At 74.6% G+C, this 15,264-nt stretch carries 14 protein-coding genes and 1 pseudogene; 3 read left to right on the top strand and 12 right to left on the bottom strand.

The window, feature by feature from the left end; translation table 11 throughout:
* Nucleotides 1–248: 248 nt before the first annotated feature.
* From B0E53_RS22095 to pepN, 7 genes and pseudogenes are all read right to left on the bottom strand, one after another.
* A pseudogene (locus B0E53_RS22095) lies at nt 249–974 on the bottom strand (ComEA family DNA-binding protein); the annotation flags it as partial.
* Nucleotides 975–1,140: 166 nt separating this feature from the next.
* Nucleotides 1,141–1,845 (bottom strand): SDR family NAD(P)-dependent oxidoreductase, encoded by a 705-nt coding sequence (locus B0E53_RS39570; protein WP_246835540.1) that lies wholly within the window; start codon nt 1,843–1,845, stop codon nt 1,141–1,143.
* A gap of 88 nt (nt 1,846–1,933) precedes the next feature.
* Entirely contained in the window at nt 1,934–2,785 is an 852-nt protein-coding gene (locus tag B0E53_RS22085) for a DegV family protein (RefSeq protein ID WP_107077811.1), read from the bottom strand.
* A 48-nt stretch (nt 2,786–2,833) separates the two neighbouring features.
* Nucleotides 2,834–3,463, bottom strand: coding sequence for a histidine phosphatase family protein (locus tag B0E53_RS22080; RefSeq protein WP_107077810.1), 630 nt, complete (start codon nt 3,461–3,463; stop codon nt 2,834–2,836).
* Nucleotides 3,460–3,864 (bottom strand): ribosome silencing factor, encoded by a 405-nt coding sequence (rsfS, locus tag B0E53_RS22075; RefSeq protein ID WP_107077809.1) that lies wholly within the window; start codon nt 3,862–3,864, stop codon nt 3,460–3,462. Before rsfS ends, B0E53_RS22080 begins: the two co-directional genes overlap by 4 nt.
* A 110-nt stretch (nt 3,865–3,974) precedes the next feature.
* Nucleotides 3,975–4,571, bottom strand: coding sequence for a nicotinate-nucleotide adenylyltransferase (gene nadD / locus B0E53_RS22070; protein WP_107077808.1), 597 nt, complete (start codon nt 4,569–4,571; stop codon nt 3,975–3,977).
* Between the two features lie 104 nt (nt 4,572–4,675).
* A complete protein-coding gene (gene pepN / locus B0E53_RS22065) occupies nt 4,676–7,192 on the bottom strand; it encodes an aminopeptidase N (protein ID WP_107077807.1) in 2,517 nt (838 codons plus the stop codon).
* A 66-nt stretch (nt 7,193–7,258) separates the two neighbouring features.
* Between pepN and B0E53_RS22060 the strand changes: the two genes are divergently transcribed.
* On the top strand, nt 7,259–7,477 hold the full coding sequence (locus B0E53_RS22060; protein ID WP_107077806.1) for a DUF397 domain-containing protein: 219 nt from the start codon (nt 7,259–7,261) through the stop codon (nt 7,475–7,477).
* Between the two features lie 10 nt (nt 7,478–7,487).
* Here the strand turns inward: B0E53_RS22060 and B0E53_RS22055 are convergent, their stop codons facing one another.
* The gene (locus B0E53_RS22055; RefSeq protein ID WP_107077805.1) at nt 7,488–7,877 is read right to left on the bottom strand and encodes a hypothetical protein; all 390 of its coding nucleotides are present in this window, start codon (nt 7,875–7,877) and stop codon (nt 7,488–7,490) included.
* Between the two features lie 263 nt (nt 7,878–8,140).
* Here B0E53_RS22055 and B0E53_RS22050 point away from each other — a divergent pair, with 263 nt between their 5' ends.
* Entirely contained in the window at nt 8,141–9,388 is a 1,248-nt protein-coding gene (locus B0E53_RS22050; protein WP_107077804.1) for a cytochrome P450, read from the top strand.
* Nucleotides 9,389–9,491: 103 nt separating this feature from the next.
* Here the strand turns inward: B0E53_RS22050 and B0E53_RS22045 are convergent, their stop codons facing one another.
* The 4 genes from B0E53_RS22045 to B0E53_RS22030 all read right to left on the bottom strand — a co-directional run bounded on the left by B0E53_RS22045 (nt 9,492) and on the right by B0E53_RS22030 (nt 14,331).
* Complete coding sequence (locus tag B0E53_RS22045) at nt 9,492–9,950, bottom strand: hypothetical protein (RefSeq protein ID WP_107077803.1); 459 nt, start codon at nt 9,948–9,950, stop codon at nt 9,492–9,494.
* Between the two features lies 1 nt (nt 9,951).
* Nucleotides 9,952–12,399: a molybdopterin-dependent oxidoreductase gene (locus B0E53_RS22040; RefSeq protein WP_107077802.1), complete on the bottom strand. Its 2,448-nt coding sequence runs from the start codon at nt 12,397–12,399 to the stop codon at nt 9,952–9,954.
* Nucleotides 12,400–12,517: 118 nt separating this feature from the next.
* Nucleotides 12,518–13,696: a zinc-dependent alcohol dehydrogenase gene (locus B0E53_RS22035; protein ID WP_107077801.1), complete on the bottom strand. Its 1,179-nt coding sequence runs from the start codon at nt 13,694–13,696 to the stop codon at nt 12,518–12,520.
* Complete coding sequence (locus tag B0E53_RS22030) at nt 13,693–14,331, bottom strand: cyclase (RefSeq protein ID WP_107077800.1); 639 nt, start codon at nt 14,329–14,331, stop codon at nt 13,693–13,695. Before B0E53_RS22030 ends, B0E53_RS22035 begins: the two co-directional genes overlap by 4 nt.
* Nucleotides 14,332–14,474: 143 nt before the next feature.
* Here B0E53_RS22030 and B0E53_RS22025 point away from each other — a divergent pair.
* Nucleotides 14,475–15,264 (top strand): glycosyltransferase family 2 protein (locus tag B0E53_RS22025; protein WP_246835539.1); only part of this gene is annotated, 790 nt, incomplete at its 3' end.

The raw sequence follows: 15,264 nt of genomic DNA, 5'->3' as shown, positions 1-15,264 counted from the left end.
GGCCGGGCGGCCGAGCAGGCCGCACAGGTGCAGGCCGGTGAGGAGGGCCAGGCCGGCGGCGACGGCGGCGAGCGTGGCGCTCGCCGTCACGGTGGAGTGCAGGCCGGCCAGGGCGGCGAGCCAGGCGGCCACGGCCAGCCCGGCCAGTCTCAGGTCGGGCACGTCGCCGGCCGTCGCGCCGCCGCCTCCGGCCTCCGGTCCGCCTGGACTGCCGAGGTCCCGCGCCGGTCTGGAGATGTGCCGGCCGCTCACACCGTCACCAGGTCCTTGAGCTGCTCGTACCGGGCATCGCCGATGCCGTCGACCTGGCGCAGGTCCGAGACCGAGCGGAACCCGCCGTGCTGGTCGCGATGGTCGAGGATCCGCTGGGCGAGCACCGGACCCACGCCGGGCAACGCGTCGAGCTGGGCCAGGGTGGCGGTGTTCAGGTTCACCGGGCCGCTTCCCGGCGCCACGCCGCCGGCCGCGGGTCCGCCGCCTCCGGACGCCGGCCCGGGCGCGGCCTGGCCCGGTGGGGCGGTGACGCCGACCAGGATCAGCTCGCCGTCGGTGACCTTGCGGGCCGGGTTGAGCAGGGCGACGTCGACGCCGGGCAGCGCGCCGCCGGCCGCCTCGATGGCGTCGGCCACCCGCGCGCCGGCCGGGAGGCGGACGAGGCCGGGGCGGCGGACCTTGCCGGCCAGCGCGACCACCACCAGGCCGGCGGAGGCGGTGGGTGCGGGCGCGGAGGTGTCCGGTGTGCCGACCGCGGCGACCGGACGGACCGGCTCTGCCTGTGGCCGGGAGCGCCAGGCCCAGACTCCGGCGACCAGGACCACCACGGCGGCCACGACCGCGAGGGCCCGGACACCCCGCCGACCGGGGTCGAAGGCGCCCGGGCCGGGCAGCCGGGACGTCAGGGAAGGCCGCCGGCCATCGGCCTCGTCGGCCGCGACCGGCGGGACCTCGTCACCGGGGCCTGACCGTAGCTGACCGATGTCGACCGGGCTCGCCGCCGGCCACCGCTCGCCGGCTTCGGGGTCCGGCTCAAACCCATCAGACTCGGGCGGGAGGCGGGATGCACGCTCGGGAACCGATCCCCGGACCGCTCCGAGTGGCTGAGGATCAGCGGAGGAGGAAGTTCGCCCGGGCCACGGCGGGTCAGGCTCGACGTCCGGACCGGGCCGGAAGCCCGCTGCCGGCATGGCGGCACCGCGGGGCGGGGCGAGACCGTCCACCGGCTCGAACAGCCGGGACAGCCGCCGCCGTACCGTCGTCTCCTCGTCTTCTGACACGGCTGGAAGCTACGGCGGTACCCGGCAGCCGGGCCCGGCACCAGCGCTCGCCTGTGGACGACGAGCTGCCCTGTGGACGAACCGCCTGATCATTCCGGACTGTGCTAGCGGGCCGGAGACAGCTCCCGGTCGCAGCGGCGGGCAACACCGGTAACTGGTGGGAGGAGACGTTGACGATCGCACCGCCGGTGCCGGCGGCCAGGAACCGGCGTACGGCGGTGCCGGCGCCGACCACGGCGGGGCGCAGGTTGGCGGCGATCAGGTCGAACACCTCCCCCGCCGGCGCGCGGTGCAGGGTGGCGTCCCGGAACACGGCGGCGTTGTTGACCCAGCCGGCCAGCGGGGCCGCCGCCTCGGCGACGTCGGCGGCCCGCCCGGTGACCTCCTCGTCGGCGGCGTCGCCGGCCACGGGGCGGAGCCGGTCGGCGGCCGGGTGCGCGGCCAACCAGTCCAGCGCGGCCTCGTCCCGCTCGATGACGACCACGGTGCCACCGTCGGCCACCAGCCGCTCGACGACGGCCCGCCCGACCCCCCGGCCGCCGCCGGTGACCACGTAGGACCCGACGCTCATCCGGCCACGGCTCCGTCGATCTTGGCGAGTTGTCGTTCGCCAGGAACGGAAACTCGCCAAGATCGGAAAACCCTGGCGGCGAACACCGTCATGGGCGCCGGTGAACGACCACGCAGGCCAGGCCCGGCCCCGCGTGCGCGGCGACCACCGCTCCCGCCTCGGTGACGTACGTGTCGTGCAGCCGGTCGCCCAGCCGCTCGGTCAGCGCGGCCAGCAGCTGTTCGGCGCGTTGGGGCGCGGCGAGGTGGTGCACGGCGAGGTCGACCTCGGCGTCGCCGGCCGCCTCGACCGCCAGGTCGACCAGGCGCGCGACGCCCCGGCTGGCGGTGCGGACCTTGTCCCGCACCACGATCGCGCCGTCCGGCATGTGCATGATCGGCTTGACCGAGAGGGCGGTGCCGAGCAGCGCCTCGGCCGCGTTGATCCGGCCGCCCCGGCGCAGGAACTCCAGGGTGTCGACGTAGAAGAAGATGGTGGTCCGGTCGACGGCGTCGAGCGCCGCCTGGCGTACCCCGGACAGGTCCGCGCCCCCGGCGGCGGCCGCGGCGGCGGCGAGCACCGGGAAACCCAGGCCCATGCCGGTGGAGCGGCTGTCGACCACGGTGACCAGGTCGTCGCCGACCTCGGCGGCGGCCAACCGGGCCGCCTCCACGGTGCCGGAGAGTTCGGCGGAGAGATGCACTGAGACGACCCCGTCGGCGCCGCCGGCGAGCAGCTGCCGGTAGACCTGCGCGAACTGTTCCGGGGCCGGTCGGGAGGTGCTCACCGTGACCCGCCGGCCGCTCAGTACGCGGGTGGCGTCCTCCGGGAAGGTCTCGACGCCTTCCAGCCCTTCGGCGCCGTTGAGCACGACGGTCAGTGGGACGACGGTGAGCCGGTGTGCGCGGACCAGCGCGGGTGGCAGGTAGGCGGTGGAGTCGGTGACGACCGCGACGGGCATGCCCGGCACGCTAGCCGATGTCACGGCGGCGCGCCGGGGCCGAACGGCTCAGACCGCGTCGGTGAGCGCGGGCTGGGTGATCAGCCCGACGTTGTGCGCCCGCAGGTGCCAGCCCCGGACGTCGTCGTGCCGCAGCTCGGTCCAGTGGCAGTTGGCCAGCGACCCGACGCTGCGCAGCACCGCGTGGTCCCAGCCGAGCAGGTGGCCGACGCCCTGCCGGGCGCCGCCGCCGTGCGTCGTGACCACCACGGTGCCGCCGGCGGCCAGGTCGGCCGCCTCCTGGAACGCGGCGCCGAGCCGCTTGCCCAGGTCGTCGAGGCTCTCGATGCCCGCGCCGGGATCGGGGTCGCCGGCCCGCCAGCGGGCGTACTCGTCGGGGAAGCGCTCGGCGACCTCGGTGAGGGCGAGGCCCTGCCACTGGCCGAAGTGCCGTTCCCGCAGCCGGGCGTCGGTGCGGACCGGCAGCCCGGTCAGCGCGGCGAGCGCGGCGGCGGTGTCGGCGGCGCGACGCAGGTCACTGGCGACGACGGCGTCCGGGCGCAGCGCGGCCAGCACCGGCGCGGCGGTCCGGGCCTGCTCGCGGCCGAGGTCGTTGAGCGGCACGTCGGTCTGCCCCTGGACCCGGCCGGCGGCGTTCCAGTCGGTGTTGCCGTGCCGCCAGATGATCAGGCGGGTCATTCCGCGCTGGCGGTGCCGGCGGCCGAGTCGGCGAGGTCCCGGTCCACGAACGGGATCTGCGGGCAGTCCTTCCAGAGCCGGTCGAGGGCGTAGAACTCGCGCTCCTCGGTGTGCTGCACGTGGACCACGATGTCGACGTAGTCGAGCAGCACCCAGCGGCCGCCCCGCTCGCCCTCGCGGCGGATCGGCTTGGCCTTCTCCGGCAGCTCCAGCAGGCGCTCCTCGATGGCGTCGACGATGGCGAGCACCTGGCGCTCGTTCGGAGCGGCGGCCAGCAGGAACGCGTCGGTGATCGCGAGCTGGTCGCCCACGTCGATGATGACGATGTCCTGCGCCTTCTTGTCGGCCGCGGCCTGGGCGGCGGCCATCGCCAGCTCGTGCGCGCGTTCGGAAACTGTCACCGTTCTCCTTCGATCAACCGTGCGACCCTCCAAGCCTCTCACACCCGCCGGGGCGGCGACTTGTCAGTTCTGGTCGATTACGGGGACGAACGCTCACGTTCCGGGCGGAATCACCGCTGATACAGCCGCCGTTTGGCGATGTACTGCACCACACCGTCCGGTATCAGGTACCAGACCGGCTCACCCCGGGCCACCCGCGCCCGGCAGTCGGTCGAGGAGATCGCCATGGCCGGAACCTGCACCAGGCTGACCGAGTCGGCGGGCAGGTGCTTGTCGGAGAGTTCGAAGCCGGGCCGGGTCACCCCGATGAAGTGGGCCAGTTCGAGGACCTCGTCCAGGTCCTTCCAGGAGAGGATGCGCTCCAGGGCGTCCGCGCCGGTGATGAAGAAGAGCTGCACCTTCGGGCCGTACTCGGCCTGGAGGTCACGCAGGGTGTCGACCGTGTAGGTGGGGCCGCCCCGGTCGATGTCGACCCGGCTGACCTGGAAGCGGGGGTTGGAGGCGGTGGCGATCACTGTCATGAGGTAACGGTCCTCGGCCGAGCTGACCGGTTCGTCCGCCTTCTGCCAGGGCTGCCCGGTGGGCACGAAGACCACCTCGTCCAGGCCGAACCGGTCCGCCACCTCGCTGGCCGCCACCAGGTGCCCGTGGTGGATGGGGTCGAAGGTGCCGCCCATGATCCCGATCCGCCGGATGTCTTCCTCCACCCCGCGATCGTAGGCCGGTGCCCGGCGAGCGTCCGCCGGGGCCGCCGGGCCGTCCCACGGACCGTGCCGGGCAGGGGTACGCCCCACCCGGCGCGGTCGCCACGTCAGGCGCCCGCGGCGGCCACCGCAGTCCTGGCGATCAGGGCGCGGCGCAGGTCGTCGTCGAGGTCGACGACCCGCCGGCGCAGCCCCGGCGTGAGGTCGTCGCGGGCCAGCAGCGCCGCGGCCAGCTCCCGGGTGGGCTGGGCCACGGCGTAGCGGGGGAACGCCAGGGTGGCGACCCGGTCCGCCGTCCAGGCGGTACGCAGCCGCGCCGCCGCCGGCATGTCGGCGAAGTACCGCTCGACGTACCCGGCGGTCAGCTCGGCCTGCTCGGGCTGCCAGAAGCCCTCCGCGGTCGCCTCGACCAGGCGGTTGGAGAGATCGGTGTTGCTGGTCACGATCTCCCAGGCGGCCCGCTTGGCCTCGGGGTCGGGCAGCGCGGCCCGGCAGCTCGCGGCCCGCTCCGCCCCGGTGGCGCTGCGGTCGGCCGCCACCTCGGCGGCGATCTCCGGCTCGCCAGCCGCGCCGAGCACCACCAGCCGGTGCAGCAGCGCCCAGCGCAGGTCGGCGTCGACCGCCAGCCCCTCCGGCACGCCCTCACCGGCCAGCCAGCCGGCGAGCAGCCCGGTGTCGGTGGTGGCCTCGATCAGCCCGCGGGCGGCGGCGAGTTGCAGCGAGCCGCCGGCCGGGGCGCCGGCCAGCAGCGTGGCGCACGCCCCGGCGATGCGGAGCAGGGCCGCGTCCCGGGCCAGCGGGTCCAGGTAGCGGTCGACCAGGTTGCGACTGAGGCTGAGCACGTCCTCCGCGATGATCACCTCGGTCTCGGCCGGCAGCGCCGCCGCGATGAGGGAGACCAGCGAGGTCACCGGCCGCTCGCCGTCGGTGGCCGCGTCCAGGGCCTCGCCCCAGAGCAGCGCCCGGGCCAGCGGGTCGGCCAGCCCCGGGAGCACCATGGGCACCGCGTCCGCCGAGGCGGGGTCGAGCCGGATCTTGGCGAAGGTGAGGTCACCGGCGTTGGGCAGCAGCAGGCCGGTGGCCGGCTGCCCGATCAGCTCGGCCAGCACGGTGCGGCCCCGGTCGGCGGCCGGGTCGAGGTCGACCTCGAAGTGGTGGGCCGGGGCGTCGGGGGCGTGGCGGGCCACGCCGATGCGGTGCGGGCGCAGCACCGGGTACGCCGCCGGCGCGGTCTGCACCACCGCCGCCTCCGCCCACCGGCCGTCGGCGTCCACGGCGGTCTCCATCCGCAGCGTGTTGACCTGCGGGCGGCGCAGCCAGCGCTCGGCCCAGTCGGCCAGCTCCCGCCCGCTGGCGGCGCTCAGGCTCTCCAGCAGGTCGGCGAGGGTGGCGTTGCCGAACCGGTGCTTGGCGAAGTGCGCGTTCAGCCCGGCCAGGAAGGGCTCGTCGCCGACCCAGGCGACCAGCTGGCGCAGCACGCTGGCGCCCTTGGCGTAGGAGATGCCGTCGAAGTTGAGCAGCGCCTGGGCCGCGTCGGCGACCTCCTCGGGGGCCACCGGGTGGGTGGAGGGGCGCTGGTCGGCCGCGTAGCCCCAGGCCTTGCGGCGCATGGCGAAGGTGGTCCACGCCTGGGTGAAACGGGTGGCCTCGGCGGTGACCCGGGTGCCCAGGTATTCCGCGAAGGACTCGTTCAGCCAGAGGTCGTCCCACCAGCGCATGGTGACCAGGTCGCCGAACCACATGTGCGCCATCTCGTGCGCGATGGTGGTGGCCCGCAGCTCCCGCTGGGTGTCGGTGACCGCGGAGCGGAACACGTAGTCGTCGCGCAGGGTCACCAGGCCCGGGTTCTCCATGGCGCCGGCGTTGAACTCTGGGCAGAACGCCTGGTCGTACTTGCCGAACGGGTAGCGCTCGGCGAAGAGCTGGTGGAACCGGTCGAGGCACTGCTTGGTGACGGTGAAGATCTCCTCGGCGTCGGCGTCCAGGTGCGCGGCGAGGGACTTCCGGCAGTAGACGGCGAGCGGGATGCCGTCGTGCTCGTCCTCCCGGACGTGCCAGGGGCCGGCGATCAGCGTGACGAAGTAGGTGGCCAGCGGCGCGGTGGGCGCGAACTCCCAGCGCCTCGGCGCCGGCCGGTCGGCGAGCTGGCCGTTGGCGGCGACCGTCCACTCCGGCGGGGCGGTGACCGCGAGGGTCACCGGGGCCTTGAGGTCGGGCTGGTCGAACGCCGCGAAGATGCGCTGCACGTCGTCGAGGAAGGACATGGCGTAGAGGTAGGTCTCGCCGTCGGCCGGGTCCACGAAGCGGTGCACCCCCTCGCCGGTGTTGGAGTAGGCCATCTCGGCGCTGACGGTCAGCGTGTTGGTCGCGGCCAGCCCGGTCAGCGGCAGGCGATTGTCCTCCAGCAGCGCCGGGTCGAGGTCCCGGTCGTTGAGGCGTACCCCGAGGAGTCGGTGGGGTTTGACCTCGGCGAAGGTCTCGGCGCCGGGGGTCGCCCGGAACCGGATGGTGACGGTGGAGCGGAACCGCTCCGCGTCGCCGGTCAGGTCGAGGTCCACCTGGTAGGACTCGACGGTAATCAACGCGCCACGCGCGGTCGCCTCTACACGGCTCAGGCTCGGCATCCGCTTATCCTGCCCGATGGGGTCCGAGTGGGCTCCCCCGTTACCCCTGGCTATGGAGGAACAACGATGGGTCAGCACCCCAAGGGCGACTTCGACCTGTCCCGGGCGGTCTGGCAGCGGGCCGAGGGCGACACGTCCGACAGTGCGGTCGAGGTGGCCTTCGTCGACGACCTGATCGGGATGCGCAACTCGGCCGAGCCGGACGGGCCCGTGCTGGTCTTCACCCAGGACGAGTGGGACGCCTTCGTGGCGGGCGCCCAGGACGGCGAGTTCGACCTGAGCTGAGCCCGGGCGCTCAGTCACCGTCGCCCCAGCCGAGCCCGCCGGGGCCGGGCGCGTGGTGGAAGCCCGGGTGGTCGGCCACGTCCGCGCAGCGCTCGCCGTCGGGGCCGACCGCCCCGCAGAAGAGCCGCTCCGCGCGGTGCCAGGCGTCGGCCGGGGAGAGCGCCGCCGCGCCGAGCGCCAGCTCCGGCCGGAGCAGGCCGAGCGCCTCGGCGTACGCGACGGCCAGCTCCCGCGCACTGGTGGGGTCGGCCGCCTCGAAGCCGAGGTGCACGGTGAAGTGCCGGGGCGGCCGGGCCCCGGCGCGCCGGGACGGCGCGATCAGCGGCTCCTCCCGGTCGCCGTGCCGCAGCCCGGTCACCGCCCGCCGGTGCCGCCGGTGTGCCGCTCTGTTGTCCCGCATCCGTCCTCCCCGTCGCCGATGGCCGCCCCGCCGGTGTCCTGCCGGCGCGGGCGGGACCGGCCGCCGCCGGCCTCGCCCCGAAAGCGAACCAGCTTTTCCGCGCCCTGGGAGGGGCCAGCTTCCGCGCTCTGCGCCGGCCCTCCCCGGCGCGCCGCCGCGACCGCCGGAACCGGGGGGCCGAGGCAGAGGATTTGCCCGCGCCGACCCGGGTAGGTAGCGCACCGACCGTGCAGGGGGCCGCCGAGCCGCGTCAGGAGCCGCCGATGAGCACCATCCCGAGCGACCGCAGCCCGGAGAGCACGCTGGCGTACCTCCGCGAGGGCTACCGGTTCGTCGGCGCGCGGTGCGACCGCCTCGGCAGCGACATCTTCCAGACCCGGCTGCTGCTGGAGCCGACCATCTGCCTGCGCGGTCGCCCGGCCGCCGAGCTGTTCTACGACAACGAGCGCTTCGTCCGGCGCGGCGCCATGCCGATGCGCGGGCAGCGCACCCTGACCGGGGTCGGCGGCGTCCAGGGCCTCGACGGCGCGGAGCACCGGGACCGCAAGGCGATGTTCATGTCGGTCATGACGCCGGTGGCGGTCCGCCACCTCGGGCAGCTCTTCGACGACGAGTGGCGGGCCCGCATCCCGGCCTGGGCCGAGTCGGGGCCGGTGGTGCTCTACGACGAGGTGGCCCGGATGCTGACCCGGGCGGTCTGGGCCTGGGCCGGGGTGCCCCTGGCCGACGCCGACGTGCCCCGTCGGACCGCCGAGATGCACGCGATGATCGAGGGGCCGGCCGCGGTCGGGCCCCGGCACTGGCGGGGCCTGCTCGGCCGCCGTCGCGCCGAACGGTGGGCCGGCGAGGTGATCGAGCGGGCACGCTCGGGTGCGCTGCCCGCGCCCGAGGGCAGCGCGCTGCGGGTGATCGCCGGGCACCGGGACGGGCAGGGCGGCCTGCTGCCCCGCCGGATCGCCGCGGTGGAACTGCTCAACGTGCTCCGCCCGACCGTCGCGGTGGGCCGCTTCGTGGTCTTCGCCGCGCTGGCGCTGCACGACCATCCGCACTGGCGGGACCGGGTGCGCGGCGACGACGCGGCCACCGAGAGCTTCGTGCAGGAGGTCCGCCGCTACTACCCGTTCTTCCCGGTCGCCGCGGCCCGGGTCCGGCGCCCGTTCCAGTGGCAGGGGTACGCCTTCCCGCAGGGCCGGCGGGTGCTGCTCGACCTCTACGGCACCAACCACCACCCGCGGCTCTGGCCGGAGCCGGAGCAGTTCCGGCCGGAGCGGTTCGACGGCTGGCGGGGTGACCCGTACCGGCTGGTGCCACAGGGCGGCGGCGACCACTTCACCGGCCACCGCTGTGCCGGCGAGTGGATCACCATCGAGCTGCTGAAACGGGCCGTCGGCAACCTGACCGGGTCGATGAGCTACCGGGTGCCGCCGCAGGACCTGGCGGTGGACCTGGCCAGGATGCCCGCTCTGCCGCCCAGCGGCCTGGTCGTCGACGGGGTACGCCGGACCGCGTGATCAGCGCACCACCGCGAACCGCAGGTCGGTGATCTGCCCCGAGTCGTCGCAGCCCCCACCGGGTGGGGCCGGCGCCAGTCTCACCCGGGGGTGTGACAGGCGGTCACCCGGCGACCACGAGCGCCTGCGGGGCGGCCTGCTTCATCCGGGTGCGGAGCCACTTGAGCTGGATCGCGGTCTCCTGCTCGCACGCCTTGACCACGCCGAGCAGTTCCTCGTCGCGGGCCCCGTACGCGGCCTGCCCGACCACGGTCCAGCAGATGTCGCACTCGGCGGCCATCAGGTAGAGGTCCTGGAGGTCGCGGAGCAGCCCGATCGGCCCGGTCCGGGTGCCGGAGAACAGCTCGGAGTGCAGCCGGTCCGGTTCGGCCGGGGCCTCCTCGGCGTACCGGCGGGCGAAGGGGGCCAGCTTCTCCGCGTGTCCGCGGCACTGGGTGGCCAGCTTCTCGCAGGTGTGGAAGACGTCCGGCTCTTCCCCGTGCGACTTCCCCACCTCGGTGAACGCGTCGCCGAGGCGCTCCTGGGCCTTGTGCAGCAGGCCGAGATAGTGGGCCAGGTTCATGTCACTCTCCCCTCGACGGCGCCTCGGCGGCCGGCCCGCCGACCGTGGCCGGGATCCCGGAGCCCTCCGGCGGGGCGGAACCGCCCACCGTCGGCGCGGGCGAGGGCCGGCCGCCCGAGTCGGCCTCCTTCACCACCCGCACCGCCGCCACCTTGAAGATCGGCTGCTTGGAGACCGGGTCCCAGGCGGTGACGGTCAGCTCGTTGGCCGCCCGGTCGTGCCGCCCCTCGCCCGGGGCGGCCCCGTCGGCCGCGTCCCAGTAGCCGTAGTGGAAGGGGAGGAAGACCACGCCGGGGCGTACCCCGCAGATGCGGGCCCGGGCGCGGACCACGCCGCGCGGCGACTCGATCCGCACCAGGTCCCCCTCGGCGACGCCGAGCGGTTCGGCGTCGGCCGGGTTGAGCTCCACCCACGATTCGGGGGCGGCGTGCACGAGCTGGGTGGCCCGGCCGGTCTTGGTCCGGGTGTGGAACTGGTAGACGGTCCGCCCGGTGGTGAGCAGCAGGGGGAAGTCCCCGCTCGGCACCTCCGGCGACGGCTGGTACGGCGCGGCGTGCAGGAACGCCCGCCCGCCGGGCTGCTTGGCGCGGTACTCCCCGGGCAGCAGCTCGGCCCCGGTGGCCAGGTCGTGGCCGTACGACTCGCAGTAGTCCGGGTCCGTGTTGAACACCCCGTCGGTGTAGAGCCGCTCGGTGCCGTCCGGGTGCTCCTCGGTACACGGCCACTGGACGCCACCGGTGCGCAGCTTGTCGTAGGTGATCGCGGTGTAGTCGCAGGGCCGGCCGCGCGAGCACTCCTTCCACGCCTCGAACACCTCCTCCGGTCCGGTCCAGGTGATCAGCGGGTTCCCGTCGGAGTCCCGGAAGTCCATCCGGCGCGCGTAGTCGAGGAAGATGTCCAGGTCGGGCCGCGCCTCGCCGGGCGGCTCGACCGCCTTGTCGGAGATGTGGACGGTCCGGTCGACGCTGGTGAAGGTGCCGGTCTTCTCGCCCCAGGTGGCGGCCGGCAGCACCACGTCGGCCAGCTCGGCGGTCTCGGTCAGGAAGAGGTCCTGCACCACCACGAACAGCTCCGGGTCGGCCAGGATCCGGCGGATCCGGGCCAGGTCGGGCAGGGAGACCGCCGGGTTGGTGGCCGAGATCCAGAGCAGCTTGATCGAGCCCTGCTCGGCGTACCGGAAGATCTGCATGGCGTGCGTCGGCGGCGCCCAGTGGGGGATCCGGTCGACCTCGACGTTCCACAGCCGGGCCAGCTCGGCGATGTGCTCCTCGTTGGCCCAGTTGCGCAGGCCGGGCAGGTCGCCGTCGGCGCCGCACTCGCGGTTGTTCTGCGCGGTGGGCTGCCCGTTCATCTGGTAGAGCCCGGCGCCGGGCCGCCCGAGCATGCCGCGGATCAGGTGCAGGTTGTTCACCTGGCAGGACGCCGCGGTGGCCTGGTTGGACTGGTAGAAGCCCTGGAGGACGGTGGAGAGCAGCCGCTCCGATCGCCCGAGCAGCTCGGCGGCGCGCTCGATGTCCGCGGCCCGCAGGTCGCAGATCTCGGCCACCTTGCCGACCGGGTAGTCCTCCACCACCTGGCACAGCTCCTCGAAGCCGAGCGTGTGGGCCTCGACGTACGCCTCGTCGTACCAGCCGCGGTGGATCACCTCCCGGAGCAGGCCGTTGAGCAGCGCCAGGTTGGTGCCGTTGCGCAGCGCCAGGTGCACGTCGGCCTCGCGGGCCACCGGGGTGGCGCGCGGGTCGACGGCGAGCATCGCCGGCGGGTTCGGCCCGCGCCGCCGGTCCAGCATCCGCATCCACAGCACCGTCTGGGTCTCCGCGACGTTGTGCCCCCAGAGCGCGATCGCGTCGCAGTGGTCCACGTCGGTGTACGACCCGGGCTGCCCGTCGGTGCCGAACGACGCCTTGAGGGCCGCCGCGGCGGTGGCGGTGCAGAGCCGGGTGTTGCCGTCCATGTGCGGGGTGCCGAGCCCGGCCTTCCCGATCACGGCGAGCGTGTAGTACTCCTCCAGGAAGAGCTGCCCGCTGGTGTAGAAGCCGAAGTGACCCCAGCCGCCCGGGCCGTCCAGCAGTTCCCTGGACCGGGCCACGATCCGGCCCATCGCGGTGTCCCAGTCGGTCTCGACGAGCCGGTCCCCCTCCCGGACCAGCGGCCGGCGCAACCGGTCCGGGCTGTGGTTGGCCTGCCAGCCGTAGAGGTCCTTCGGGTCGACCCGGCCGTGGTTGATGCGGTCGCCGGAGCGGCCGCGGACACCGACGATCCGGTCGTCCATGACGGCGATGTCCATGGCGTCGCCGTTGGAGTGCAGGATGGAGGCGCTGGGCACCCAGCGCTGCACGTCGGCCTCGGTGTGCCCGTCGGCCAGGAAGGTGTCCACCCGCACCGGCCAGCGCTCCCCCGGCCCGTACGGCGTGCGCGGCCCCCACGGGTCGGCGATCCGGTCCACCATGGTTCATCCCTCCTTCGGCGCCGCCCGCGGCGGCATCGGCCGGCCGCCCGGAGGCACGTTGGTGCTGTACCCCGGCGCGGGATTCTGAATCGACGCACGTCCCGGCGAGCCCGTCCGGTCAGGCCGCCTGCGGGTGCAGCACGGTGCGTAGGCAGCCGTCCTCCTTCTTCTGGAAGATCTCGTAGCCCCGCGCGCCCTCCTCCAGGGACATCGGGTGGGTGGCCAGGTAGCCGGGATCGATCTCGCCGATGGCGACCCGGTCCAGCAGCATCGGGATGTAGCGCTGGGCGTGCATCTGCCCCATCCGCAGCACCAGCGCCTTGTTCATGGCCGCGCCGAGCGGGAACTTGTCGACCAGGCCGCCGTACACCCCGACGATGCTGACCGTGCCGCCCTTGCGGCACGCCATGATGGCCTGCCGGACCGAGATCGGCCGGTCGGTCTGCAGCCGGGCCGTCTGCTTCGCCCGGTCGTACGCGTAGGTCGGCCCGACGTCGTGCGACTCCATGCCGACCGCCTCGATGCAGGCGTCCGGCCCGCGCCCCGCGGTCATCTCCCGGAGCGCCTCCAGCACGTCGGTCTCGGCGTAGTTGATCGTCTCCACGCCGAGTCGCTGCGTCGCGGTGGCCAGCCGTTCCGGCAGCCGGTCGATGACGATGACCCGCTCGGCGCCGAGGATCTGCGCGGACCGGGCGGCCATCTGCCCCACCCCGCCGGCGCCCCAGACGGCGACCACCTCGCCGCCCTTGAGGCCGCAGAACTCGGCCGCCATCCAGCCGGTCGGCATGGCGTCGGAGGCGAACACCACCGAGTCGTCGGGCACCCCGTCGGGCACGGTGAACGCGCCGACGTCGCCGAACGGCACCCGGATGTACTCGGCGTGGCTGCCGGAGTAGCCGCCGGCCGCGTGCGAGTAGCCGAGGATGCCGGCCGGGGAGTGGCCCCAGAGCTTCTCGGTGAAGACCGGCTGCGGGTTGGAGTTGTCGCAGAGCGAGTACTGCTCGGTGCGGCAGTACCAGCAGCCGCCGCAGGCCACCACCGAGCCCACCACCACCCGGTCACCGACCTTGATCCGCTGCACGTCGGGGCCGGTCTCCACCACCTCGCCCATGAACTCGTGGCCGAGGATGTCCCCCTCCCGCATCGCCGGCAGGTACCCGTTGATGAGGTGCAGGTCGGAGCCGCAGACGCTGCTCGCCCGCACCTTGACGATGATGTCGCCGGCCGACCGGATGGTCGGCTCCGGCACGTCGCGTACGGCCAGCCGGCCGACGCCCTCCCAGCACAGCGCCCTCACGGCCGCCCTCCCACCATCAGCTTCTCCCGGATCCGGTCGGTCGCCTCCTCCTGCTTCGGGCTGCGCCCCGACGGGTCGTGCCGGGTGTCCAGCACCTGGCCGGTCTCGATCAGCGACTTGATCCGGCGCAGGGCGGTGCGCAGCGCGAGGTCCGGGTCGTCCCCGCCGGCCAGGCCGAGCGCCCTCCGGATCGGACCGGACCGCCAGCGCAGCTCGGCGCGGATCTCGGTGCCCCGGTCCTGCGGCGCGGGCGCCAGCTCGACCCGCCCCTGCTGGGCCACCGGTCCCTCGGTGACCCGCCAGCTCAGCCGGCCCGGGCCGTCGACGGTGATCTCGGCCCGCCACTCGGTGTCCCCGCCGGCCGGGTCGCTCGCCACGCAGCGCCAGCGGTTGTCGTCGAGCTGCTCCAGGGTCGCCCACTCGGCGAGCCCCCGGTCCAGCCGTTCCCGGTCGGTCCAGAAGCCGATCACCGCCGGCATCGGCCGGTCCACGGTGATCCCCCGGTGGACGACGTACCAGCCGTCCGCCCGGTCGGGTTGGCGCCGGCGCCGGCGCCGGACCACCACCCGGCCGACCCCGAGCGCCGTCATTGTGGCGGCGCCGGCCAGCGCCCACCTCGTCGCGTTGCTGCTCATCACGTCTCCTCCACCGGGGCGTCTCGGACCGCCCGCATTCCGCAGCGCTACCCGGCCCGACCGGGCCGAAACGGCGAAACGGTTTGATCACCGAAATTTCGGGCACGCTGCCGGCCACCCTGCCAGACCGGAGAGGGGCACGCGTGGCCTTTGACCCCGAGGAGTACGGCCGGCGCCTCCCGGCCGCCGACGACGCGCCGTTCGTCCACCCCGACCCCGGCTCGGCGCCCGCGCCGGACCGGCTCCCGCTGGCGTACGTCCTGCCGCTGCGCGCGGCCGGCGACAGCGGCCTCGCCGAGCTGACCGGCTACCTGCGCGAGCTGAGCCGGTGGGTGGACGTGATCGTGGTCGACGGGTCGCCGCCGGAGCTGTTCGCCCGGCACGCCGCCACCTGGCGGGGCCTGGTCCGGCACGTCCCGCCCGATCCCGCGCTGCACGGGCGCAACGGCACGGTGCTCGGCGTGCTGACCGGGGTCGCCCTGGCCCGCCACGAGCACGTGGTGATCGCCGGCGCCGACGTCCGGTACGACCGCGCGGCGCTGCGCGCCGTGCACGGGCTGCTCGACCGGGTGGACCTGGTTCAGCCGCAGCACCATTTCGACCCGTTGCCCTGGCCCGCCTGGTGGGACACCGGCCGGATGCTGCTCCACCGGGCGTTCGGCGGGGACCGGCCGGGCAGCCTCGGCGTGCGCCGGAGCACCTTCCTGGCCATGGGCGGCTACGACCCGGACGTGCACTTCGGGAGCCTGGAGCTGGTCCGGACGGTCCGCGCGTACGGCGCCGCCACGGCGGCCCCCGCCTGGCTGTACGTGCGCCGGCGCCCGCCCACCGTCGCGCGGTTCCGCCGGCAGCGGGTCCGGCAGGCGTACGACGAGCTGGCCCGACCCGGGTGGCTGGTGGCCGCGCTGGCGGTGCTGCCGGTCGCGGCGGTCG

It is taken from the genome of Micromonospora sp. MH33, from assembly GCF_003013775.1.
In the GTDB taxonomy this organism is placed as follows: Bacteria; Actinomycetota; Actinomycetes; order Mycobacteriales; family Micromonosporaceae; genus Micromonospora; species Micromonospora fulviviridis.
This window is presented reverse-complemented; position numbering and strand designations above follow the sequence as displayed.